Source organism: Sulfurimonas sp. ST-25 (assembly GCF_048079205.1).
Lineage (GTDB): Bacteria > Campylobacterota > Campylobacteria > Campylobacterales > Sulfurimonadaceae > Thiomicrolovo > Thiomicrolovo sulfuroxydans.
This window is the reverse complement of the sequence record NZ_CP182225.1, coordinates 1,865,193-1,886,479: the sequence shown is the minus strand read 5'-3', so window position 1 is coordinate 1,886,479 and position 21,287 is coordinate 1,865,193. Positions and strand designations below refer to the sequence as shown.

18 protein-coding genes, 2 tRNA genes and 2 rRNA genes are annotated in these 21,287 nt (G+C 55.2%); 9 read left to right on the top strand and 13 right to left on the bottom strand.

What is annotated here, in order from left to right; all coding sequences use genetic code 11:
• Positions 1–70 precede the first annotated feature (70 nt).
• The 8 genes from ACM66T_RS09705 to ACM66T_RS09670 all read left to right on the top strand — a co-directional run bounded on the left by ACM66T_RS09705 (position 71) and on the right by ACM66T_RS09670 (position 8,154).
• Positions 71–147 (top strand) — tRNA-Ile (locus ACM66T_RS09705).
• Positions 148–159: 12 nt separating this feature from the next.
• A tRNA-Ala gene (locus ACM66T_RS09700) sits at positions 160–235 on the top strand.
• A gap of 186 nt (positions 236–421) precedes the next feature.
• A 23S ribosomal RNA gene (locus tag ACM66T_RS09695) occupies positions 422–3,288 on the top strand.
• 132 nt (positions 3,289–3,420) lie between these two features.
• Positions 3,421–3,536: ribosomal RNA gene (rrf, locus tag ACM66T_RS09690) — 5S ribosomal RNA — on the top strand.
• Between the two features lie 662 nt (positions 3,537–4,198).
• The gene (locus ACM66T_RS09685) at positions 4,199–5,503 is read left to right on the top strand and encodes an OmpP1/FadL family transporter (RefSeq protein WP_231018828.1); all 1,305 of its coding nucleotides are present in this window, start codon (positions 4,199–4,201) and stop codon (positions 5,501–5,503) included.
• Between the two features lie 115 nt (positions 5,504–5,618).
• Positions 5,619–6,302: a uracil-DNA glycosylase gene (gene ung / locus ACM66T_RS09680; protein WP_231018825.1), complete on the top strand. Its 684-nt coding sequence runs from the start codon at positions 5,619–5,621 to the stop codon at positions 6,300–6,302.
• Positions 6,295–7,107, top strand: coding sequence for an ABC transporter permease (locus ACM66T_RS09675; RefSeq protein ID WP_416768929.1), 813 nt, complete (start codon positions 6,295–6,297; stop codon positions 7,105–7,107). The genes ung and ACM66T_RS09675 overlap by 8 nt, the downstream gene beginning before the upstream one ends.
• A gap of 3 nt (positions 7,108–7,110) precedes the next feature.
• Positions 7,111–8,154 carry an AI-2E family transporter gene (locus tag ACM66T_RS09670; protein WP_231018823.1) on the top strand — a complete coding sequence of 348 codons (1,044 nt, stop codon included), beginning with the start codon at positions 7,111–7,113 and terminating at the stop codon, positions 8,152–8,154.
• Positions 8,155–8,353: 199 nt separating this feature from the next.
• Here the strand turns inward: ACM66T_RS09670 and ACM66T_RS09665 are convergent, their stop codons facing one another.
• Genes ACM66T_RS09665 through ACM66T_RS09655 form a run of 3 tightly spaced genes read right to left on the bottom strand, consistent with a single transcriptional unit; the run spans position 8,354 to position 9,888 of the window.
• Positions 8,354–8,932 carry an SCO family protein gene (locus ACM66T_RS09665; protein WP_416768477.1) on the bottom strand — a complete coding sequence of 193 codons (579 nt, stop codon included), beginning with the start codon at positions 8,930–8,932 and terminating at the stop codon, positions 8,354–8,356.
• A gap of 2 nt (positions 8,933–8,934) precedes the next feature.
• Positions 8,935–9,408, bottom strand: coding sequence for a hypothetical protein (locus ACM66T_RS09660; RefSeq protein ID WP_231018820.1), 474 nt, complete (start codon positions 9,406–9,408; stop codon positions 8,935–8,937).
• Positions 9,409–9,411: 3 nt separating this feature from the next.
• Positions 9,412–9,888, bottom strand: coding sequence for a copper chaperone PCu(A)C (locus tag ACM66T_RS09655; protein WP_231018818.1), 477 nt, complete (start codon positions 9,886–9,888; stop codon positions 9,412–9,414).
• 329 nt (positions 9,889–10,217) lie between these two features.
• On the opposite strand from ACM66T_RS09655, the gene ACM66T_RS09650 reads away from it, so the two are divergent.
• The gene (locus tag ACM66T_RS09650; RefSeq protein ID WP_231018817.1) at positions 10,218–10,481 is read left to right on the top strand and encodes a hypothetical protein; all 264 of its coding nucleotides are present in this window, start codon (positions 10,218–10,220) and stop codon (positions 10,479–10,481) included.
• A 41-nt stretch (positions 10,482–10,522) separates the two neighbouring features.
• Here the strand turns inward: ACM66T_RS09650 and ACM66T_RS09645 are convergent, their stop codons facing one another.
• From ACM66T_RS09645 to fabZ, 10 genes are all read right to left on the bottom strand, one after another.
• The gene (locus ACM66T_RS09645; RefSeq protein ID WP_416768476.1) at positions 10,523–11,701 is read right to left on the bottom strand and encodes a glutathionylspermidine synthase family protein; all 1,179 of its coding nucleotides are present in this window, start codon (positions 11,699–11,701) and stop codon (positions 10,523–10,525) included.
• Between the two features lie 3 nt (positions 11,702–11,704).
• Positions 11,705–12,262, bottom strand: a complete 558-nt coding sequence (locus ACM66T_RS09640; protein WP_231018813.1) for a hypothetical protein — start codon at positions 12,260–12,262, stop codon at positions 11,705–11,707.
• 2 nt (positions 12,263–12,264) lie between these two features.
• Positions 12,265–12,732, bottom strand: a complete 468-nt coding sequence (locus ACM66T_RS09635; RefSeq protein WP_231018812.1) for a hypothetical protein — start codon at positions 12,730–12,732, stop codon at positions 12,265–12,267.
• Positions 12,693–15,950, bottom strand: a complete 3,258-nt coding sequence (gene carB, locus ACM66T_RS09630; protein ID WP_231018811.1) for a carbamoyl-phosphate synthase large subunit — start codon at positions 15,948–15,950, stop codon at positions 12,693–12,695. Before carB ends, ACM66T_RS09635 begins: the two co-directional genes overlap by 40 nt.
• A gap of 96 nt (positions 15,951–16,046) precedes the next feature.
• Positions 16,047–16,862: a MipA/OmpV family protein gene (locus tag ACM66T_RS09625; protein ID WP_231018805.1), complete on the bottom strand. Its 816-nt coding sequence runs from the start codon at positions 16,860–16,862 to the stop codon at positions 16,047–16,049.
• Positions 16,859–17,617, bottom strand: a complete 759-nt coding sequence (mreC, locus tag ACM66T_RS09620) for a rod shape-determining protein MreC (protein WP_231018804.1) — start codon at positions 17,615–17,617, stop codon at positions 16,859–16,861. Before mreC ends, ACM66T_RS09625 begins: the two co-directional genes overlap by 4 nt.
• Positions 17,610–18,647 carry a rod shape-determining protein gene (locus tag ACM66T_RS09615; RefSeq protein WP_231018803.1) on the bottom strand — a complete coding sequence of 346 codons (1,038 nt, stop codon included), beginning with the start codon at positions 18,645–18,647 and terminating at the stop codon, positions 17,610–17,612. The genes mreC and ACM66T_RS09615 overlap by 8 nt, the downstream gene beginning before the upstream one ends.
• A 9-nt stretch (positions 18,648–18,656) precedes the next feature.
• Positions 18,657–19,895: an ATP-dependent Clp protease ATP-binding subunit ClpX gene (gene clpX, locus ACM66T_RS09610; protein WP_231018801.1), complete on the bottom strand. Its 1,239-nt coding sequence runs from the start codon at positions 19,893–19,895 to the stop codon at positions 18,657–18,659.
• Positions 19,892–20,677, bottom strand: coding sequence for an acyl-ACP--UDP-N-acetylglucosamine O-acyltransferase (gene lpxA / locus ACM66T_RS09605; protein WP_231018800.1), 786 nt, complete (start codon positions 20,675–20,677; stop codon positions 19,892–19,894). The genes clpX and lpxA overlap by 4 nt, the downstream gene beginning before the upstream one ends.
• Positions 20,678–20,687: 10 nt before the next feature.
• Positions 20,688–21,131 (bottom strand): 3-hydroxyacyl-ACP dehydratase FabZ, encoded by a 444-nt coding sequence (fabZ, locus tag ACM66T_RS09600; protein ID WP_231018798.1) that lies wholly within the window; start codon positions 21,129–21,131, stop codon positions 20,688–20,690.
• Positions 21,132–21,287 lie beyond the last annotated feature (156 nt).

Sequence of the window (21,287 nt, the reverse complement as noted above, 5' to 3'; positions counted from 1 at the left end):
GTTGTGTCTGTCCGCTTGCTTGCTTAGTTTTCAGTGATCTGTGTTCTATTGAATTAGAAATGCCGAGAAGGGGCCTATAGCTCAGCTGGTTAGAGTGCACCCCTGATAAGGGTGAGGTCGGAGGTTCAAGTCCTCCTAGGCCCACCAGGATCACTATGTGGGGAATTAGCTCAGCTGGGAGAGCGCCTGCTTTGCACGCAGGAGGTCAGCGGTTCGATCCCGCTATTCTCCACCACGGATGAAGCCTAATACGAGTACTTGATGAAGTATTCATATTAGACTTCTTAGTGTATAAGAGTCTAAATCGTTCATTGAATTATCATTGTTAAAGTCAACAAATATAGTAAGAAATTACTATATGCAACTACAATTGAAGATTACAGTCTTATTCATATTGAGTAAGGCAGTAAGCGCTAATTAGAATAAAGATATTAAGAGCTATAGGTGGATGCCTAGGCTGGTAGAGGCGATGAAGGACGTACTAGGCTGCGATAAGCCTCGGGGAGCTGCCAAGAAGCTTTGATCCGGGGATTTCCGAATGGGGCAACCCGGCACGGTGCGAATCGTGTCACCCTTCGGGGGGCGAACCAAGGGAAGTGAAACATCTCAGTACCTTGAGGAAAAGAAATCAACCGAGATTCCCAGAGTAGCGGCGAGCGAAATGGGACTAGCCCTAAAGCGTGTAGTGTGTTAGCAGAATCCTTTGGAAAGAGGAGCCATAGAAGGTGATAGCCCTGTAAGCGAAAACTATCTACATGTTATTCGAGTAGGTCGGGACACGTGTTATCTTGACTGAACATGGGGGGACCACCCTCCAAGGCTAAATACTACTACCAGACCGATAGCGAACCAGTACCGTGAGGGAAAGGTGAAAAGAACCGTGGTGAACGGAGTGAAATAGAACCTGAAACCTATAGCTTACAATCATTCGGAGCCCCATTCTTTATGAGGGGTGACGGACTGCCTTTTGCATAATGAGCCTGCGAGTTGTGGTATCTGGCAAGGTTAAGCGAACGCGAAGCCGTAGCGAAAGCGAGTCTTAATAGGGCGATTAGTCAGATGCTGCAGACCCGAAACTGAGTGATCTATCCATGAGCAGGTTGAAGCTGGTGTAAGAGCTAGTGGAGGACCGAACCGATAGGCGTTGAAAAGCCTCCGGATGACTTGTGGATAGGGGTGAAAGGCCAATCAAACTCAGTGATAGCTGGTTCTCTCCGAAATATATTTAGGTATAGCCTCGAGTTATTAGCATACAGGGGTAGAGCACTGACAGGGCTAGGGCTGCTCACCGCGGTACCAAACCCTATCAAACTCCGAATACTGTATGCCTAACCTCGGGAGTCAGGCGGTGGGTGATAAAATCAATCGTCGAGAGGGGAACAACCCAGACTAGCAGCTAAGGTCCCTAAGTTACATCTAAGTGGAAAAGGATGTGGAGTTGCTGAAACAACCAGGAGGTTGGCTTAGAAGCAGCCATCCTTTAAAGAAAGCGTAACAGCTCACTGGTCTAGCGATTCTGCGCCGAAAATATAACGGGGCTAAGATGTACACCGAAGCTCTAGACTTAGTTTTACTAAGTGGTAGGAGAGCGTTCCATTCAGCGTTGAAGGTATACCGGCAAGGAGTGCTGGAGCGGATGGAAGTGAGCATGCAGGCATGAGTAGCGATAAAAGCAGTGAGAATCTGCTTCGCCGTAAACCCAAGGTTTCCTACGCGATGCTCGTCATCGTAGGGTTAGTCGGGACCTAAGTCGAGTCCGAAAGGGGTAGACGATGGCAAATCGGTTAATATTCCGATACCGACTGTAGAGCGTGATGGAAGGACGCATAGGGCTAAACGAGGTCACTGATGGAATAGTGGCTCGAAGGATGTAGGTTGTAAGGCAGGCAAATCCGCCTTACATGAGACCGAGATCTGACAGGCTGTCGACGCTCTTCGGAGCAGAAACAGAATCGTTGATGCCGTCGTGCCGAGAAAAGTTTCTAAGCATATCTACAGTCGCCCGTACCGTAAACCGACACAGGTGGGTGAGATGAGTATTCTAAGGCGCGTGGAAGAACCCTGGTTAAGGAACTCTGCAAACTAGCACCGTAACTTCGGAATAAGGTGTGCCCGTTGTATGTGAAACCCCTGCGGGTGGAGCAGAAGCGGGTCGCAGCAAAGAGTCCCTCCCGACTGTTTACCAAAAACACAGCACTCTGCCAACACGTAAGTGGATGTATAGGGTGTGACGCCTGCCCGGTGCTCGAATGTTAAAAGGATCCGTTAGCTTTGCGAAGCGGTGAATTGAAGCACGAGTAAACGGCGGCCGTAACTATAACGGTCCTAAGGTAGCGAAATTCCTTGTCGGTTAAATACCGACCTGCATGAATGGCGTAACGAGATGGGAGCTGTCTCAACCAGGGATCCAGTGAAATTGTAGTGGAGGTGAAAATTCCTCCTACCCGCGGAAAGACGGAAAGACCCCGTGCACCTTTACTATAGCTTGACACTGCTATTGGGATATTCATGTGCAGGATAGGTGGGAGCCGTTGATTATATGACGCCAGTTGTATATGAGGCACCCTTGAGATACCACCCTTGAATATTCTGATAGCTAACTGCGCAGAGTTATCCTCTGTCAGGACAATGTCTGGTGGGTAGTTTGACTGGGGCGGTCGCCTCCTAAAAAGTAACGGAGGCTTACAAAGGTTGGCTCAGATGGGTTGGAAATCCATCGCAGAGTATAATGGCATAAGCCAGCCTGACTGTGAGACGTACATGTCGAGCAGAGTCGAAAGACGGTCATAGTGATCCGGTGGTTCTGTGTGGAAGGGCCATCGCTCAAAGGATAAAAGGTACGCCGGGGATAACAGGCTGATCTCCCCCAAGAGCTCACATCGACGGGGAGGTTTGGCACCTCGATGTCGGCTCATCGCATCCTGGGGCTGGAGCAGGTCCCAAGGGTATGGCTGTTCGCCATTTAAAGCGGTACGCGAGCTGGGTTCAGAACGTCGTGAGACAGTTCGGTCCCTATCTTCCGTGGGCGTAGGAGAGTTGAGGAGAGCTGACCCTAGTACGAGAGGACCGGGTTGGACGAACCACTGGTGCACCGGTTGTCCTGCCAAGGGCACCGCCGGGTAGCTACGTTCGGATGTGATAACCGCTGAAAGCATCTAAGCGGGAAGCCAACTCCAAGATGAACTCTCCCTGAAGGACGCATGAAGACTACATGCTTGATAGGCTGGGTGTGTACGCAGAGCAATCTGTTTAGCTGACCAGTACTAATAGTCCGTTCGTCTTTTTTCCCTAAAATTAGTGTCTTACTGCCTTACTGAATATGAGAAGCTGTAATCACTGTAGTTGCCGTTGACTTTAACAATGAAAACTTCCCGACACAGTCGGATCTAAGATCACTTCGGTGCTTTTAGATCCGATTGTCCAGGTGGCTATAGAGAGAGGGAAACGCCCGGCCCCATTCCGAACCCGGAAGCTAAGCCTCTCATCGCTGATAATACTGACCCTTGCAGGGTTGGGAACGTAGGTCGCCGCCTGGTTCTCGGAATTTCTTCACATTCAAACAATCACAACAATTTATTACCAACAATCTCTTAAGTCTAAACTCCGGCGGCTATGTTCGCTTTATACTACGTATTCGCTCTTCATCTATCTTACTTTACTCCTGTAAAAACGCAACCCCGTTGCCTTTTTTCATGAGATATCCTGGTTCTCGGATTTATCTTTCTTTTACTTACTTCCAAAGTATCACTAATCATTTATCCACAGTGTAAACTAACGATATTCGAAAATTACATCAACATCTATGATCATCTTCTTTGCTTAAATTCCTTTATCTGCTATTTTTCTAATGTTCCACAGTGCTGTTGGCAGAAGGAAACTGTCTCGTGCAAAAATCATTGTCAGCCTATAAAGTTACAAATAGTAACATTCTCACAATTCTGTCAAATATTTGACACATTTCTATCAAAATGAATAATCTGTATAAAAAATAACAGAAAATAAATAAAAATGCCCAGTATCATAACTACAGTATATAAAAATATTTTATTTCTTCCAATTTCCTCATTTTGCTTAAAATTATTATTAATACTCCTTAAATAGGGATGTTCGGCTTTAGATTCGGTTTATTTTGCAGGGCATATAATGATCGAAATCGGAAGCAAATACTTCCATTTGATTTTTATTCGTAGGAGAATAGATGACACGTACAATCCAACTGGCTCTTGCAGCGGCTATGGCGCTTGGGACAACTTCCGCATTTGCGACAAATGGTGATACGCTTATTGGGCTGGGTGCCAAGACACGCGGTATGGCTGGTGTCGGTATCGGTATGAGCCACGGTGCGGAATCCGCACTCGCCAACCCGGCGCTGATCTCATCTGTTAAAGATGTGGAAATTTCCTTTGGTGGCACACTCTTTATGCCGCATGTCAAATATGATGCGAATGTAGGCGCCGGTGCGCAAAACAGTGATGCGGATATGAATATGATTCCGGAAGTATCCATTGCGTACAAAGTAAATGACAACTTCTACTGGGGTATCGGTATGTGGGGTACAGCCGGTATGGGTGTTGACTATCGTGAAGCAGGCAATGCGGCTACAGGTGGCAACGGTACCCTTCAGATGGTGACAAATCTTCAGCTGATGCAGTTTGGTGTACCATTTACGTATGCCCGCAGTGGGTTCAGTGTCGGTGTTACACCTATTCTTCAATACGGTGCCCTTGGTATTAACTACAAGATGCCGGATCTTATGAACCAGAATAACGGAAATCCATATTCCATTGGTGGCGGTGTCGCACAAGATCTGAAATTCGGATTCAACATTGGTGCAGCCTACGATTTCACACAGGTTGGTGTAAAGGGTCTAACTCTTGGCGCTGTTTATAAAAGTGCAATCGAAATGGAATACAAACAGCAGCTCTCATCTGCAACGCAGCCATTTGTCGACTTTGGTATCTTCCCGGCTCCTATGGGTGATAAACTGGAACAGCCCGCCGAAATCGGTGTTGGTGTATCTTATTCCATCGCAGGAAACACCATTGCCTTTGATTACAAGCAAATTAAATGGGCGGATGCGACAGGCTACAAAGACTTTGGTTGGGATAACCAGAATGTCTATGCGATCGGTTACGAATTCGCTATGGATAACTGGGCAGTGCGCGCCGGTTTCAACTATGCTGAAAACCCTATCCAGGAGTTGCCGGATGGAACAGGTTTTGTTGACCCGAATGATCCGAACACCTATGCATACGCCGGCGGTGCTGCTTTGAACATGTTTAACCTTCTTGGCTTCCCTGCAACTGTTGAACAGCATTACAGCCTTGGTGGAACATATGGCGTTACTGACAGAGTATCAGTTGATGCTGCAGTGGTCTATGCACCAGAGAAGAAAACTGAATTCGGAACAGGCGGTCTTGCTGCACTCGGTATGGCGGGCCCAAAAGCGACGGTTAAGCATTCTCAAACCGGTGTAAGTGCACAAGTGAACTTTGCGTTCTAAGCGCATCGTGCACTAAGAAACTTCATTCCTCCGCCTTCGGGCGGACTCCTTCGCTTTACGCATCCCAAACACTTTCTTCTGTATACTACGTCGGACTCTATATACGGACGGTGCTATGCAGATTGACCCCAAGATCGACCCCTCCTGGAAGCAAGTGCTTTCCTCGGAATTCGAGCAGCCCTATTTCAAAGAGTTGAAAACTTTCCTTCTCGCTGAAAAGGCCGCCTTTCCCATCTACCCCAAAGGTGCCGATATCTTCGCTGCATTCAACCTGACACCCTATGAAAAGGTCAAAGTTGTAATTCTCGGTCAGGATCCTTACCACGGGCCGAACCAGGCGCACGGGCTCGCGTTTTCCGTGCAGCGGGGCATCGCGCATCCGCCTTCCCTGCAGAATATATTCAAGGAGCTGAGAGAGGACATCGGCTGCGAGGTCCCGCAACACGGGACGCTGGAAGCATGGGCGCAGCAGGGGGTTTTTCTGCTCAATACGGTCTTGACGGTCCGTGCGGGGCAGGCGCATTCGCACAAAGAACAGGGGTGGGAGCGTTTTACCGATGCGACGATCAAGGCTCTCAGCGACGGCCGGGAGAAGCTCGTTTTTATTCTCTGGGGACGGCCGGCCCAGATGAAAGCGTCGCTTATCGACGCTTCACGCCACCATATCATTACCTCTCCGCATCCCTCTCCGCTCTCTGCGTACCGCGGTTTTTTCGGTTCGAAACCCTTTTCGCAGACCAATGCCTACCTGCAAAGCGTAGGCATCATCCCGATCGACTGGTGCCTGAATGATGCATGATTTCCCGCGCAAAACACTCTTCTTGCTGGCAGTGATCGTCCTGGTGACTTTTGCGGGCGGCTTCTTCTATACGGCCGATCCCTATATGCTGAATGCCGATGCGATCCTTTCGGCCCCTTCATTCGCCCATCCATTCGGGACCGACCGGCTCGGACGGGACCTTCTCGCGCGCATTATGGAAGGGGGTAAGATCTCGCTTATTATCGGGGTCGGGAGTGCCTTGATAGGGACCTTCCTCGGGTTTATACTCGGTGCGATCGCCGGGTATGCGAGGGGAGTCGTCGATAAAGGGTTTGTCATTGTCGTGGACCTCTTTCTGACCTTCCCGACCTTTTTCCTGCTGCTGGCTTTGGTGAGCTATGTCAACGCTTCGGCGCTGGTATTGATCCTCATCATCTCCGTGACGGGCTGGATGACGACGGCGCGGCTGGTGCGTTCGGAAAGTTTCGCCGTGACGTCGCAGCCCTTTATCAAGATCCTCAATATTGCAGGGGTGTCACGGGCAAAAATCCTGCTCAAATACTACGCCCCTCTGCTCGCCCCGATTTTCTTTGTCAGCTTTACCTTCGGCGTCGGCGGCGCCATTCTTTCCGAATCGGGTCTGAGCTTCCTGGGACTTGGGATCGTCGCACCTCAGATGAGCTGGGGGACGATCCTGAGCAACGGGAAGGAGGTGATCGACATCGCGTGGTGGGTCAGTTTCTTCCCCGGACTGATGATCTTTCTCGTGACGCTCAGTCTGATGAATCTTGCCAACTATCTTCAGCAGCGCACCAATAAGAAAAAAATCCAGTCAGGAGCGTAGTCTATGGAGCAGACAAACCGTTTCGGGAACGTTTTTATTATCCTTGCCGCCGTTGTCATCGTCTTTGCCGGTGTCAAAGCGGCATCTGCGATCATTATCCCTTTCCTGTTGTCACTCTTCCTTGCGATCATCCTGATGCCGCTGCTGCACTTCTTGATGGATCGAAAAATCCCGATGGCACTGGCGATGCTGATGCTTATCGGTCTGCTGCTGCTCTTCTTTGTGCTTTTCGGCGTGATCGTCGGTCATGCCACGAATGACTTTATCGGTAATCTTCCCGGCTATGAAGCCGATCTGCGAAACCGTCTCGGCGGGGTGGCGGCATGGTTGACCGGGCAGGGGATAACCCTGCCGGAAAAGAACCTGCAGACGCTGCTCGATCCCAGTGCGGTTTTTGCCTATATGACCGGGGCCCTCAAGGGATTCGGATCGATCCTGACAAACGGGTTCGTCATTTTGCTGACAACGGTATTCATGCTTCTAGAGGGGGTGGCCTACCGTAACAAGATCGCCTATATCTACCGCCGGAACCACTCTGAAGGCCAGAAGCATCTCAACGAGATCCTGGCGAAGATCAACCACTACATGGCGCTTAAGGCATTGATCAGCGCCGGTACGGGTCTGCTCGTCTATCTGCTGCTGCTCATCTTCGGCCTGGATTACCCCGTACTGTGGGGTGTCGTAGCCTTCTTGCTGAACTTTATCCCCAATATCGGATCGATTATGGCTGCCGTACCCGCCGTTTTGCTGGCACTCATCCAGCTTGACCCGGCTTCGGCGTTCTGGATTGCGGCCGGGTATGTTGCAATCAACGTGCTGGTCGGTTCGATCATCGAACCGAAGGTAATGGGCAGAGGGCTCGATCTCTCAACTTTGGTCGTTTTCTTGTCGTTGATCTTCTGGGGATGGCTGCTGGGGCCGGTCGGTATGCTGCTCTCCATCCCGCTGACAATCATGGTGAAGATCGTTTTCGATTCGGAAGAGTCGACCCGCTGGATCGCCGTGCTGCTCGGCACGGGCGGTAACGGCCAGACGGCAGAAGCGTAACAGCAGCACTTCAAGTTTTCGGGAAAATAACTGCTGAACGGTTTGTTTTGAATGTGTTGCGAGCGCGGTTCATACCTGAAGGTACTTCCTTCGGTCGTCTGCGCGCGCCCTGAAAGAAGTACCCTTGGGGTATGGGCACCCTGCCGAAGGGAACAGAGCGTTAGCGTAGGCATCCGGGCTTCGCTCGGGTACCGTATAATTAGTGGGAGATACCGAGCGCTTTTTCCATATGCGTCAACGTTTCGCGGGGGTCGATGCTGTGGTTCAGGCGTGAGCTGAAGTTGCCCTGTTTGTCGAAAAAGTAGACGTAGGAGGTGTGGCCGACGGTGTAGCCCATTGCCTTGCTTCCCCCCTCGAGAATCGTGTATTCGGTCCCGTCAAAGCGTGAGACGACGTCGTCGATCTCCTGCTTCGTCCCGGTCGCGCCGATGTAGGTGGGGTAGAAGTATTCGACATACTCCTTGAGGCTCTGCGGCGTATCGCGGTTGGTGTCTACGCTGACAAAGATGACCTGCATCTCATTGGCCGCTTCGGGCGGCAGGAGTCTCATCGCCCCCGTGAGGTTGGAGAAGGTTGTCGGGCAGATGTCGGGGCAGTAGGTGTAGCCGAAATAGACGGCGACGGCTTTTTTACCCCGGAAGTCGCTGAGGCTGACCGGGCCGTCGGCACTCTCAAGGGTAAAGTCGTAATGTTTCCGTTCCATGGTGGGAATGACATAGAAGTAGGCCCCTACGGCCAGCAGGATGGGAAAAAGAATCAGGATCAGACGTTGGACCATGGTTACTCCGTCGAAAAGGTAAAATAGGCACCGATGCGCTTTGTCGGTTCTTCGGCAATAATGTTGGCGCGCCAATCCATCCGTCCGGTGCAGGTGGGGATCATCCCTTCGCCGCTGTAATTGCCATCGTCCGTGCGCGTCAGGATATAGCTGTATCGGCCCATATTCATGTTCAGACCGTAGATTTCCACCTTGAGTGTCTTGTAGGCATGGGGGGTCGAAAGGTGCAGCTGCAGCTTCTGCATGACCGGGATCGGACGGGGTGTGATGGCAAAGGTCACGGGCGTGCCGTCGCCCATCGTTGCAGTACAGGCGCTAGTCTGAAGGTCGCACTCTTTTGCAGTCGTGCCGAACTGTACGTCGCCGCTAAGCCATTTGTAGATGACGTCCGCATCGTAGGCAAGATAGGCAAAAATGAGCAGCAGGGCGATGCCAAGCTGAATGGCGAGAATCTTAAAAAGTTTTTTGAGACTCACCCGTCACTTACCGCACTTACCGCTGCCGCATTTCATTTTTTGCTGCATCATCATGCCGGCTACTTTTTTGACAGGCGCCTCAAGCGTAATGCTTTCGCCGTCGGAGAAGTTCAATGTGATCGTGACATTCTCCCCCGCCTTGAGCTTCTGTGTCAGGCCGATGAGCATGACATGCAGGCCGCCCGGCTGAAGCATCGTCGTCCCGCCGGCCGGAATGTCGATCTTCGGGATCTGGCGCATCTGCATCATGCCGTTGACGTTCGCATGTTCGTGGAGTTCGACCGTCTTGGCAGCCGTCGAGGTGGCACTTACCAGCGCGACCGGTTTGTCGGTGGCGTTCGTCAACTTCATAAATGCGGCACTGTTCGGCATATTCGGCGGGACTTCGCGGACATAGATGCCGGAGACTTCGACAGACTGGGCGGAGAGGCCGGCGACAAGGAAAAGTGCTGTGATCAATACGCGATGCAAAAGGGTCATGATGTTCCTTCGAGATGATAATAAACATTCCTGCAATTTTCTCAGACCACCTTTTCGTTGTTCTGACGCATTCAGGCATATCTATAGAGTATAGTGAAACTCTATAACAGAAGTGTTAAATCTATACCAAAGCGGGACGAAAGGCCCATCCTGACGTTACAATATCGACTGATAGTCTTCGCAATTCCCATCAGTTTCTCTCCTAAAACGGAGATTTTGATTTTAATAATTAAGTCGGAATCTACCGGAGGTGTTTCATACTGAAAAAAGTATGAAGGCTTCCGCCTTCGGGCGGTACTCCAAACGATAATCCAACCAAGGGAGACGAGATGGCTTTTATGATGGTACGACACAAAGTCAGGGATTTTAACGAATGGAAGCCCGGGTATGACGGGCATAAGGGGGCAAGGGACGCTGCCGGGTTGAAAGAGCTCTATCTGCTTCAAAACGCGGACGACCCCCAGGAGGTCATCGCGCTGTTTGAAGCCGCCGATCTTGAAAAAGCCCGTGCCTTTGCCGCATCCGAGGATCTCAAGCAGAAGATGCAGGAGGTCGGCGTCATCGACCGGCCGGATATCTATTTTCTGGAATGAAGCGTTTCCCCGGACAGCGTCCGGGACGCTCTCACCACTTTCTACGAAAGCATGTGCCCCACAAACTTGCTCATATTGTCCAGTATCTCGCCGCCGCGGCGGAAACCGAGCCCGCATGCCTCGTAGGCGAAGAAGACTCCCGCCTGGTAGCGGTTGCCGCTGCGGTCCTGCGGGAAGGGGACATATTCCTGGTAGAGCGGGCGATAGTTGCCGTAAGGCCCCTCCGTCGAGACGAGTACGCTGCCGTCGGCATCCATGATCTGCGTATTGGCCCCTTCGCGGCCGAAGACCCTCTTCTCCACCTGTTTCATGCCCGGAAGCGGCTCGAATGAGGTTTTGAGCAGGTAGGGGGAGTCCGGGAAGAGGTCGCAGAGGATCTTGAGCATCCCTTTGGACTGAAAGAGCAGGGTATAAGCGGGGTTCAGGATGATCGCCTTCTGGTTGGCCATGATCGCGCCGAGCAGGACCGCGAGTTCCGGTTCGTCCGTGGCGATGTCTTCCCAGGGGTAGAGCTTGAACCAGTATTCAAAGGGGCTGTCATCAGCATCAAAGATCCCCTCGTCATCGAAGCGGACATTCTGCAGGAATTCAAACCCCGTGGCAAAGCCTGCATCGGTCGCGATCTGGCGCAGCAGCTTCGTCGTCACCTCCTCCTCGTCATTGCCCTCGACGCTGCTGAAAAGGATTTTCCAGCCGTCGTAGAACTTCTCGAAATCGTCCGGGTCGTCAAAGAGGGTAATGAGGCGGCGGAAGTTTTGGAGCAAAGCTTCGTAGATGTTGTTGAACTGGCGCGCTTCATCGAGCCCGTTGTGCTTGAGCAGCGCCCACTGCAGCACCGCGCTCTCGTAGAGGCCCGTCGGCGTGTCGGCGTTGAACTCGATCAGCTTGATGGGTTGTCCGTCGATTCCCCCGGCAAGGTCGAACCGTCCATAGACGTGCCAGTGTACGTCGTTCTCCCAACTCTTCTTGATCGGATCGATCAGGTTGAAAGGGATGCCGAGATCGAAGAAAAGGTCGTTTTCGATGACATACTCCGCCGCCTGCACGTACATGTCATAGAGGGTATTGGCCGCCTCGTAGTAGGCCTCGGCTTCGGTATCGCTGACGAGGACCAGTTCGTCGGCGACATAGCGGGTGCCGTCGCTGTCGGTGTGCCAGGTAAAGCCGAGGGCGTCCAGGGCGTCGTTCGGCAGTGCCGAGACGGAATCGAGTCGGACCATCTTTTACCCTCCGTACGTCGTGGATGAGGTCGAAGAAGTCCCCGTTTTGGTGCCGCCGAAAAAGCTTTTCTTGCTGCTGGACGCTTTTGCCTTCTGCGTGGCGTGGTAGGCGCTTTTGTTGACGCGGTCGGCATGCTGGCGGTAGTTGGCGTTGTTCATCAGCGCGTTGCCGATCATGTTCCCCAGCAGGGAGCCTGCGGCGACGGCAAGGATCGTCCCTGCCAGTCCCATCCCCTCGCCCTGGGGCGGTTGGTTCAGTTCGCTCTGGCCCGCCTGCATTTTGTCATACTCCTGCTGGGCCAGCGCCTTCATCTCCGCTTCGTTCATGAAGCGCTCGGTCATGGTGCCGTTGGCGTCATACTCGCGGATGATGGCGCGGTTCGGACCCTCGGTCGGCATCTCTTCGACGACGACGTATTTGCCGCCGGCCTGCTGCTGGACGATGAGGTAGCGGTTCTGGTGTTCCTGCTGCTCCTGGACGCATCCGGAGAGGACGCTCATCATCGTGATTCCCGCCGTGCCGAGGTAGAGGCCCGAAGCGATAGATTTGACATGATTCATACTTATCTGATTCTCCGTTTTTTGCAATTATTCAGTTGATAGATTGTGGATGGTGTGTCTTCATAGAGTCCCCGCGCATCCTCGACGACGACGTCGGCCGTCTCAGCGGCATAGGCGGGCTCATATCGTCCCCCCGCCGCGTTGGCGGAGGTGGAGTAGAGCCAGCCGTAGGGGCGCAGCAGCTGATGGTAGCTGCCCTCGGGGACGATGCGGAAGGCCTGACCCCTGACAATGTAGGTCGTCTTTGTGCTGCAACGCACTTCGCGCTTGAAGCGTCCGGGGATACGCCCCGCCTGTTTGTAGGCTTTCATCGAGGCGAAGGTCTTGAGAAAGGGTTTGGACGGGGGGCGGCTTTTCGCGCGCGCAAGGGCCTCCGCGTTCTGCGAGACAAAACCGACGGTCGTGTCGGTCTGGACCAGCAGAAGCCGTGTCAGGCCAGGTAGTCTTGAAGGGCTTGCGGGGCGGTCCAAGCATCGTCCTTCATGTGGCCGAGCGCATCGATCGCGGCGCGGGCGGCGCTGAGCGTCGTGAAATAGGGGATGTTCATCCGCAGGACGATCTGTCGGATGACGATGGCATCTTTTTTCGACGTGTTGTTGTCGGAGGTATTGATTGCCATGGTGATGTCGCCGTTTTTCATCATGTCTTCGATGTTCGGGCGTCCTTCGGAGATCTTGAGGACCGGTTCGCACGGGATGCCCGCCTCTTCGATCACCTTCTGGGTGCCGCGGGTGGCGACGAGCTTGAAGCCGTGTTCATGCAGTCCGCGAGCGATCTCGACGCCGGCAGGTTTGTCCATCGTGATGAAGGAGAGGAAACAGGTTCCCGAAGTCGGGATACGGTTGCCCGCCGCCATCTGCGACTTGGCGAAGCTCACACCGAAGCTGGAGCTGATCCCCATGACCTCGCCGGTCGATTTCATCTCCGGGCTCAGGACCAGGTCGGCGCCGTAGAGTTTGTTGAACGGGAAGACCGCCTCTTTGAGGGCGATGTGGTCGCGCAGGCGCGGTTTGAGCAGCCCGTCGCCTTCGATGACGATATCGTAGCGGTCGTAGAAGGCCAGCGCGTTGCGCAGGGTGTCGCCCATCATGACGCGTGTCGCGACTTTGGCCAGCGGCATCCCAGTCGCCTTGGAGACGAAGGGGACGGTACGCGATGCGCGCGGATTGACCTCGATGAGGTAGACCTCGTTCTGGTAGATGGCGTACTGGATGTTCAGCAGGCCGATGACACCGAGGCCGAGGGCAATCGTTTTCGTCTGCTGCTCGACCTGTGCGAGCAGCGCATCGCTGAGGTTGACCGGCGGCAGCGAACAGGCGGAGTCGCCGGAGTGGATACCGGCCTCTTCGATGTGCTGCATTACCGAGCCGATATAGACCTCGCTGCCGTCACAGATGGCGTCGACGTCGAGCTCGACCGCCTGGTCAAGGAACTTGTCGACGAGCACCGGCGCGTCGTTGGAGACGGAGACCGCTTCTTCCATGTATTGGCGCAGCTCCTCCTCTTTGTAGACGATACGCATCGCGCGGCCGCCGAGGACGAAGGAGGGGCGTACGAGGACCGGGTAGCCCAGACGCGAAGCGACGCTGATCGCCTCCTCTTTGGTCGTCGCGATGCCGTTGTCGGGCTGCTTGAGGTCATGCTTGGTCACGAAGTCGGAGAACTTTTCGCGGTCCTCGGCGAGGTCGATCACCTTGGCCGGGGTCCCCGCGATCTGCGCGCCGATGGCCGTCAGCGGGTTGGCGAGCTTCAGCGGGGTCTGGCCGCCGAAGTGGACGATAACGCCGTTCGGTTTCTCGTATTCGATGACTTCGCGGACATGCTCGAGATCGATCGGCTCGAAGTAGAGGACGTCGGAGGTGTCGTAGTCGGTCGAGACGGTTTCGGGGTTACAGTTGTACATGATCGTCTCGATCCCCATCTCCTCGAGGGCGAACGCCGCGTGGACACAGCAGTAGTCGAACTCGATCCCCTGGCCGATGCGGTTCGGGCCGCCGCCGAGGATCATCACTTTTTTCTTGTCCGAAGCGCGCGTCGGCTGTTCGGGCAGGGTCGTGATGTTCGTCGTGGAGTAGAGGTAGGGCGTCAGCGCCTCGAACTCGGCGGCACAGGTGTCGACTTCGTTGTACTCGAGGTGGATGCCCATGCGTTTGCGCGCGTTGTAGACGTCGCTCTCGCGGATGTCGCCCGCACCCTGCTTGGCGATGAGCTGGGCGATCTTCTTGTCGCTGAAGCCGTTGGCTTTTGCCTTGCGCAGGCGGGCCGCGTCGTTGAGGATATCGAGGTCGACCGTCTGCTCTTCGGCGACGATCTCTTCGATCTGGTAGAGGAACCACGGATCGATGTTGGAGAGTTCAAAGAGCTCCTCGACGTCCATGCCGCGGCGGAAGCCTTCGGCGACGTAGAGCATCCGCTCGGCGTTCGGCCGGCGGATCTCGTGGCGGATGTGGTCCATGTCGCCCGCTATTTCGTCAAAGCCGGAGAGGCCCGTTTCCAGCGAGCAGAGCGCTTTTTGCATGGACTCTTTGAAGGTGCGGCCGACGGCCATCGCCTCGCCGACGGATTTCATTCCCGTCGTCAGGGTGTTTTCGGCTTCGGGGAACTTCTCGAAGGTGAAGCGCGGCGTCTTGGTGACGATGTAGTCGATAACCGGTTCGAAGGAGGCCGGCGTCCCGGTGATATCGTTGGTGATCTCGTCGAGGGTAAAGCCGACGGCGAGCAGGGTCGCGACTTTGGCAATAGGGTAGCCCGTCGCTTTGGACGCCAGCGCCGAGGAGCGGGAGACGCGGGGGTTCATCTCGATGACGATCATGCGCCCCGTTTTCGGATCGACGGAGAACTGGACGTTGGAACCGCCGGTATCGACGCCGATCTCGCGCAGAATCTCGAAGGAGGCGTCACGCATGCGCTGGTACTCTTTGTCGGTCAGCGTCAGTGCCGGGGCGATCGTGATGGAGTCGCCGGTATGGACGCCCATCGGGTCGAAGTTCTCGATGGAACAGACGATGATGCAGTTGTCGGCGCGGTCGCGGATAACTTCCATCTCGTACTCTTTCCACCCCAGGAGGGACTCTTCGACGAGGATCTCGGTGATCGGGCTCTCATCCAGACCGCGCTGGGCAAGCAGTTTGTACTCGTCGATGTTGTAGGCAACGCCCGAACCGCCGCCGGCGAGGGTAAAAGAGGCACGGATGATAATCGGGAAGCCGATCTCTTCGGCCGCCGCGAGCGCTTCGTCCATGTTGTAGGCGTAGCGCGAATGCGGCAGGTCCATGCCGAGCTTGATCATCGCTTCCTTGAACGCTTGGCGATCCTCGCCTTTTTTAATCGCTTCGGGATTGGCGCCGAGGAATTCGATGCCGTCGAGCATTCCTTTTTCGTACATGCTCATGGCGGCATTCAGGGCCGTCTGCCCGCCCATGGTCGGCAGGATCGCGTCGACGTTCTCTTTTGCGATGATCTGGGCGATGATCTCTTCTTTGATCGGCTCGATGTAAGTACGGTCGGCAAACTCCGGGTCCGTCATGATCGTCGCCGGGTTGGAGTTGATCAGGACGACACGGTAGCCGAGCTCTTTGAGCGTTTTGACCGCCTGGGTGCCGGAGTAGTCGAATTCGCAGGCCTGACCGATTACGATCGGGCCGGAGCCGATGAGCAGAATCGTTTTGATGTCATCGCGTTTTGGCATTTATACCCTTCAAAAAAGATGAAAATTTCAGAAGGATATTATAGTCGGGAGGCCCTTAAAAAGGGGTGAAAGGCGGGAAAAGGCTCCCCGCCGGCGTCACCGTTTTTCCGGCGGGTTAAGGACGGCTTTTTCTTCGCCGAAAAGGTTGAAGGAGTAGAGCAGGGAGAGCATGCCGCTGTACATGTATCTGGTCTCCGTCAGGGGACTGTCTGCGACGGGGTCGCCGAAGCGGTCGGCGCGGAGATTGCCGAGCAGGTGCCAGTGTGCGTTGATGTTGTACTTCACATAGGTCTGGACGGCAAAATTCAGCGTCGCGTCGCTGCGGTAGGCGGGCCGGCCGATCAGCAGATCCTCTTCGCTGTTTTTCACGCCGAAATAGTAGTTTGCAAAGGGCTGGGAGAGCCAGACGGCGAGGATGCTGGGAACAAAGTACCAATCTCCGACGCTGAAGCTCTGGCCTACTTCCAGGCGCAGTTTCGTACCGTTGTTCGTATCGGTAATGTCATGCAGCGCAACGAACTCCGCGAAAAAATCGCCGTAGGCGTAGCTGGCCGCGAGGCCCCCTTCCCAGCCGCTGTCGCGCTCACGCATTCCCTGCAAAATAGGCGTTTTGGAGCGGCGGTTGAGCTGGGTCAGCGCGCGGCTTTCGTAGTAGCCGATAATCTGGGGCTGCGCGGTGAAAGAGAGCCCCCAGCTCTGCGTCTCGCCGCTTTCGCCGTAGAAGTACATCCCGACCCGGGTCCATCGGATGTAAAAGAGGGAGTTGTCGAAAAAGATGACGGGCGTACCGAGAACAACGGGGTCGGCATCCTTGTAGGGCAGGGTCTGGAAATAGGGGCCGGCCCCGAGGAAGATATCATCTTTGGCTCCCAGGAACAGGGGCAGGAGCAGTAAAAGGAGTAATCGTTTCATCTGATGTCAGTGATCACGTGGAAATAATCCGGATCGTTTCCTTTGTAATAGGGTTCGATGACGGCGTTCTGGTAGCCGCCGGTGAGTTCGATGGATTTGACCGTGCCGACCTTGACCCCCGCGAAGAAGAGGTGGTCCAGGCCGGAGGTGACGACCTCGTCACCGACGGTAATGGCGACCCAGGTGGGAATGTACTGTACGAGCATGGTGTCGCTGTTGCGGCCGCGGACGATCCCTGGGGCCTTGTTGGGCCCGACGAAGACGGCATAGGTGCACTGGTAATCGCCGTTGAGCAGGGCCAGCGGTCTGCCGTCGCGCGCCGTGACGATCCCGGCGGCCGTCTCGTTATAGATGAGTCCGTAGAGGCGCGAAGAGTTGAAATCATCCATCTGCAGCCAGAGCTTGGTCATGTCGGCAAAGTTGGCATAGGCGATGGTACGCACGAGGGCGACGCGCGGGTCGTAGCGGAAGGTGGAGTTATTCTCGGCCAGAAGGGCGTTGAACTCGGTGGCCATCTCGTGCAGGATCAGGTGCGACTGTCGGTAGAGTTCGGCTTCTTTGCGCAGCGCCTGAATGGTCTCTTTCTGTTCGAAGTTTTCCTCGATCAGATTGCCAATACCGGTGCTAAAGGTGTTCCAGGAGCGGTTGATCGATTGCAGGACGGAGAGCAGGGGGGATTGCAGGGTCGTCGAAAAGTAGACGGCCCCCGCGAACAGCAGAAGCAGGAAGAGGAGCGCAGAGGCGCGTTTACTCATTTTCGAAGAGTTCCTGGAGCAGGTCGATCTCCTCCAGGGCGCGTCCCGTTCCCTTGGCGACGGCCAGGAGCGGTTCGTCGGCGACGAAGACCGGGATGCGGATGATGTCGGCCAGGAACTTGTCGAGCTGGCGGATCAGTGCGCCGCCGCCGGTGAGGATGATGCCGTGGTCGACGATGTCGCCGGCGAGGTCGGGCGGCATCTTCTCTAGGACGTCCCGCAGCGCTTCGGCGATCTCTTTGAGCGGCTCTTTCATCGCTTCGTAGGCGTCGTCGCTGGTGAGTTCGATGGTGCTCAGCATCCCTTCGACCTGGTCGCGGCCCGTCGCGACTTTTGTCAGACGTTTTTCCAGCGGCAGGGCCGTCCCGATCTCGATCTTGATCTCTTCGGCGGTACGGTCGCCGATGAGGAGGTTGTATTTGCGTTTGACGTAGTCGATGATCGCCTTGTCGATCTTGTCGCCGGCGGTACGGATGGACTTGGAGAGCACGAGGCCGCCGAGGCTGACGACGCCGATCTCTGTCGTACCGCCACCGATATCGACGACGAGGTTCCCCTGGGGTTCGCGGATATCCACACCCGCACCGATGGCGGCGGCCATCGGCTCCTCGATAAGGAAGACCTCCCGTGCGCCGGCGGAGAGGGCCGATTCGCGGACTGCTTTACGCTCGACCTGCGTCAGGCCGTAGGGGACGCAGATGATGATGCGCGGGCTGATCAGCGCCGAGCGGCCGTGGGCCTTCTCGATGAACTTGCGGATCATTTTTTCGGTCATGTCGAAGTCGGCGATGACCCCGTCTTTCATCGGACGGATGGCGCGGATGTTGCCCGGGGTCTTCCCGACCATCTCCTTGGCTTCGTGGCCGACGGCCAGGACGCGCTGCTGGCCGAATTTTTCCATCTTCACGGCGACGACGGAAGGCTCGTTGATGATGATGCCGTGTCCCTTGGCGATGACGAGGGTATTGGCCGTCCCCAGGTCGATGGAGAGGTCGTTGGAGAAGAGTCCGATCAATTTGTTCAGAAGCATCGTGTTCCTTTAAGCGCTTTTCTTGTCGTCTGTTTTGATGTAGAGGGGTTTCTCCCCCTCGGTGATACACTCGGCCGTAATGACGACCTCGTAACCGCTGTAGTCGGGCAGTTCATACATGATGTCGATCATCGTCTCTTCGAGAATCGAGCGCAGGCCACGGGCCCCGGTCTTGCGGGATTTGGCCTTGGCGGCGATAGCGCGAAGGGCGTCGTCTTCGAAGGTCAGTTTGACGTTGTCGATGGCAAAGAGTTTGGCGTACTGGCGGATCAGCGAGTTCTTCGGCTCGGTGAGGATGCGGATCATATCCTCTTCGCTGATCTCGTTGAGCGATGCAATGACCGGCAGACGGCCGATCAGTTCGGGGATCAGGCCGTAGTGCACGAGGTCATCGGGTTCGACGCTCTCCATGGTGACCTCCTGCTCGGCGGTACTTTTCTGCTCGTGGCCGAAGCCGAGCACGTTTTTGCCCGCTTTGCGCTTGAGGATTTCCTGCATGCCGTCGAAGGCCCCGCCGCAGATGAAGAGGATATTGGAGGTGTCCATCGCGATGAAATCCTGGTTGGGGTGCTTTCTGCCCCCTTTGGGCGGGATATTGACGACGGAGCCCTCGATGATCTTGAGCAGCGCTTGCTGCACCCCTTCGCCGGAGACGTCGCGGGTGATGGAGCGGTTTTCACTCATGCGGGCGATCTTGTCGATCTCGTCGATGAAGAGGATCCCCTGCTGGGCTCGTTCGACGTCGCCGTCGGCCGCTTGCAGCAGTTTGGTGAGGATGTTCTCCACGTCCTCGCCGACGTAGCCCGCCTCCGTGAGGCTGGTGGCGTCTGCGATCGCCAGGGGCACGTTGAGAATACGGGCGATCGTCTGGGCCATCAGGGTTTTCCCGCTGCCCGTCGGTCCGATCAGCAGCACGTTCGATTTGGCGATCTCCGTATCGTCGTCGAGGTCGTGCTGTTTGAATATCCGCTTGTAGTGGTTGTAAACGGCGACGGAGAGCAGCTTGCGCGCACGCTCCTGCCCGATGATGTACTCGCCCAGGAACGCGTTGATCTCCTTGGGCGTCATCAGATCGCCGACATATTCGACAAGATGCTTGTCCGCTTCGCTGAGGGCCTCCTCGTCGCCGAACATGATCTTGTAGGCGGAGAAGACGCAGTTCTTGCAAATATAGGCGTCGTTGCCCGCGATCAGGGGGTTCGCCTCGCTCTCATGGGTCCCGCAGAAGCTGCAGTGGCGCTGTTTCATGCTGTTTTCCTCTCAAAGGGGATTCCCCGTTTGGTTTTCAGGATAAAGTTACACAGGTTGTGTACGTAGTGGTTGTCGCTGCTCTCCACCAGCTCCGCCGCCGTCTCTTTGAGCGGCTGACCCGATTCGAAAAGGTCGCGGTAGGCGGACTTGAGGGCATCGATGTCGTTGCGCTCGCTGTGGCGGCGCAGGCCGGTAAGGTTGAGGCCCCGGATAACGGCGCGGTTCCCTTCGGCCATGCAGTAGGGCGGAACGTCCTGCGACAATGCCGATGCACCGGCGATCATCGCGAAGTCGCCGATATGCACGAACTGATGGATCGGGGTCATCCCCCCGATAACAGCGTAATCGCCCATCTCGACGTGGCCCGCGAGCGTCGCGGCGTTAGCCAGGATGCAGTGGTTGCCGATCACGACGTCGTGCCCGATATGGACGTAGCCCATAAAGAGGTTGTGGCTGCCGATGATCGTTTTGCCGCCGCCGCCTTTGGTGCCGGGATTGAAGAGGGTGAACTCGCGGATCTTGTTGTGATCGCCGATAATGAGTTCTACGTCTTCGCCGCCGAATTTCAGATCCTGCGGGATGGAGCCGAGGACGGCATAGGAGAAGATCTCGTTATGCTTGCCGATGGTCGTTTTCCCGTAGATGCAGGCGCCCTGCGCGATCGTGGTGCCGTCGCCGATGGTCGCTTCGGATGAGATGAAACAGAAGGGGCCGATTTCGACGTCGTTGCCGATGACGGCGCCCTCTTCGATGATCGCCTGCGGTGAGATTTTGCTCATCATACCTGCCTTACTTGTCGACGATCATCGCTTTGAGCTCGGCTTCGGAGACGAGCTTGTCGTCCACATAGGCTTTGCCCTCGAGGATCCAGATGGCGCCTTTGTGTTTGACGACTTTCATGCGGTACTCCAGACGGTCGCCCGGACGGACCGGGTTGCGGAATTTCGCGCCGTCGATGCTCATGAAGTAGACGACTTTGTTCGCCGCTTCCTCTTCGCTCATATCCATGCTTTTAAACGCGAGGATACCGCCGGCCTGCGCCATCCCCTCGAGGATCATAACGCCCGGATAGATAGGGTGGCCCGGGAAGTGGCCTTCGAAGATCTGTTCGCCTATTGTCACGTTCTTGTAACCGGTGAGGGACTCGTTCGGGTTGAGTTCGGTGACGCGGTCTACGAGGAGGAACGGGAAGCGGTGCGGCAGAATTTTCTGAATTTCGACAACATCGATCATAGTGGGTGGATCTTCCTTTTTATGTAATGCCCGCTTCCATAATCGAGCGGGTAGAAAAGTGAGTGATTTTATCGAAATTGTCGTTAAGGATGCATTATGGATCGAAACGCGCGGGGCAAAAAGGCCACCGTTATACGTCCGGCAACGCTGATGATG